The 2135-nt window shown below is 37.8% G+C and carries 2 protein-coding genes; one reads left to right on the top strand and one right to left on the bottom strand.

Annotated features, from left to right (window positions below):
* The first annotated feature begins 76 nt into the window (after positions 1-76).
* Positions 77-907 (top strand): alpha/beta fold hydrolase, encoded by an 831-nt coding sequence (locus ACUVXA_RS20130; protein WP_445873079.1) that lies wholly within the window; start codon positions 77-79, stop codon positions 905-907.
* A gap of 250 nt (positions 908-1157) precedes the next feature.
* Here ACUVXA_RS20130 and ACUVXA_RS20125 read toward each other — a convergent pair whose 3' ends face one another.
* Positions 1158-1847, bottom strand: a complete 690-nt coding sequence (locus ACUVXA_RS20125) for a hypothetical protein (RefSeq protein ID WP_445873078.1) — start codon at positions 1845-1847, stop codon at positions 1158-1160.
* Between the last annotated feature and the right edge of the window lie 288 nt (positions 1848-2135).

Below are 2135 nucleotides of genomic sequence, written 5' to 3'. Positions count from 1 at the left end.
CAAAAAAGGTTTTTTATAATTTGTCTAAAAAGCGAAGCTTATGTAGGTTTTTTAATAATCTCAAAAAGTGATGAGAATGCCTAATTTTTTAGAAATGGATGACGGTATAAAAATAAGGTATGAAGAAAAAGGGAGTGGTAAGCCAGTAATACTAATACATGGCTGGACCGGCGGAATAGGAAATTGGATGAAACAAGTACCAGAACTCTCCAAATATTATAAAGTAATCACCTATGCTCACAGGGGGCACGGAGAATCTGATAAACCCGAGAAGCACATGAATCTGAACTGGCTGGCCCGTGATTTAAACACCATAATTAAGAAGTTAAAACTCGAAAAGCCGGTGGCTGTAGGACACTCCATGGGAGCGGCTACACTCTTTGAATATCTGAAAGTTTATGGAGACAGCGGCTTCAGCGGAATTTGTTTCATTGACATGACCCCCAAATTTATGTGCAGTGATGACTGGAACCTGGGAATAGGGGGCGCAATGAATTGCGAGCTAAGCTTACTTTTACTGGAACAACTATTTACTGACGCTCAAGACAATGTGGAAGCATCCGTAATTATGGGATACCATCGAGACAAAAAATTGGAAGACTTGGATAAGAAAGAAGTTGAAATACTTGTCCAGATGAGTCTCAACACCTCACTCCTAGCCACCACCGGACTATTTGTTAGCCTGTGCAAGAACGACTATAGGGACGTGCTTCCCAAAATAAAGGTGCCCGTACTCTTAGCCTACGGAGGCGGAAGCCAACTCTTCCCCTCAGGGGTAAGTGAATACATGAAAAAGAACATCAAAAACTCAAAACTAGTGATTTTTGAAAAAAGCGGACACAACATACTCTACGAAGAACCGGAAAAACTAAACAAACAACTAAAAGAATTCATCCAATCAGTCTAAAAAACAATAAATTATACTCCCCACACCTTCATTCTTTTTTTACAAAATTTTCAGCTAACTTAAAAGAAATAATCATTACCACAAAAAATCTTTTAAGATCCTAAAAAACCCGAGTTTGACTATTTGTGTTATTTTGTAAAAAGGAGTTTAACTAATTTGTAAATAAGGTATCATAATGGATAGATAAAAAATATAATTTAATGGTGGAAAAAAAGGAAATTAGTATATGTGTGGTGTGCTAGTTTTCAGCTCAGATCTCGAAGATTCTTCCTACACATTTTGGTTGATCAAATATGTCTAGCTTATAGTCCACGGGCTTACCTGAGACTAAGCTCAGCGCTGCACTATTCGCGATTAGCACCACGCATTCGTAACCTCCCGTCATTCGGGTGATTCCCTCTTTAACCATTGCTTTGCAAGCATCTTTCCAGGGGCAGCCCTCCATTTCTTGGAGAATCACTTTTTCGGACTCGTTTACTATGCGTTGGGGTGTCGTTGCTTTTAGGCTATCGGCAATCTCCACATAGCGTATTAGGGCTTCGTAAATTTTGGGAATTTTTCCTTTTACCTCATTCAGTAGCCCTGAATCTTCAATTATTTTTCTGATTGCGTTGTAGGCTAGGTTTTTTGCTCCTGAAGCTGTTGATCCTTCAAACAACTTCTCCGCCTTCGCAATTCCGTAGATTAGACAATTATAGAACCTGGGATACTTTTCCCGGAGCTCTGTAATGTATTGAACAACTTCTTCAATATTCTGAATATTTTCAGGCGGTTTCTCACCAGTTTTTTCGGACTCAAACTCTAGGGCATATCTTATTATCATTCTGGTGAAGGCGGGCCCGAAGAGACTGTCAATTACTTTAATAGCCGCACTAATAAAAGCCGCTATTACATCAGGATCTAAGTTTTCCTTATATACTCTTTCTTCGCTTTCCAACAATCTAAACCCTCACTTTCTTCATTAAATTAGAGCAGAAATGGTTTAATATCTAAAATTTAATTGATTCTAACCTATACTCTGAGATATTCTAATTATAAAGAATTTATAATAATTTTCTACTTTTTATATAATAGTTTCGGCAAAATTGACTGTAGATTTTAACTATTCTACTTTTGACGTTGATGATACGCCTCGATCGCTTGGCTAAGAAGACTCCTGAAAAACTCCTCCTCCACAGTATCCCCGCTTTATTAACTGTTTTTCTATTCTGTTAATTGTCAGTTTATA

This window comes from Candidatus Jordarchaeum sp. (assembly GCF_052745115.1).
The sequence above is the reverse complement of the archived record's forward strand: the minus strand, read 5'-3'. Positions and strand labels throughout refer to the sequence as shown.

Coding starts and splice junctions, on each gene's coding strand:
- ACUVXA_RS20130 (WP_445873079.1), top strand. CDS start 77: ATGCCTAATTTTTTAGAAATGGATGACGGTATAAAAATAAGGTATGAA.